The organism is Bacillus sp. HY001, from assembly GCF_007558965.1.
GTDB lineage: Bacteria > Bacillota > Bacilli > Bacillales > Bacillaceae_G > Bacillus_A > Bacillus_A mobilis.
Window position 1 is genome coordinate 1 of the sequence record NZ_VLTE01000367.1, and the last position, 387, is coordinate 387.

Sequence of the window (387 nt, forward strand, 5' to 3'; positions counted from 1 at the left end):
GTTGTATCACCATACTCAGTATGAATCGTAACATCATGTAACACGCAATACTTTTCTGAATCCAATTTGCTCAATGTACGCTTCACTAATTTTTCTCCAACTTTCGCTTTCCATTTTGGTACATGTTTTTTCACAACAATATTCAATGGAATTAGAATTGCAATGAGAATTAATTCGAATATCAATACTTTCATTGTAAAATCCTCCTTTTCACACTCTTACGTTTTTGCGCATTAGACGATAGATATACGTTTCTAATCCTAAAATAAAATATGAGATACATAAGCCCTTTATCACCATCTCTACAAATCCTAAGGCTAATGAAAGAAGGAGCCCGCCCCTAAACGGAAACGGTCTTGTCACTCTTCGATTTACTGGTTTTTCAAT

At 34.4% G+C, this 387-nt stretch carries 1 pseudogene; it reads right to left on the bottom strand.

What is annotated here, in order from left to right:
• Positions 1 to 194 (bottom strand): annotated as a pseudogene (locus tag FOT98_RS31770) (nuclease-related domain-containing protein); the annotation flags it as partial.
• Positions 195 to 387 lie beyond the last annotated feature (193 nt).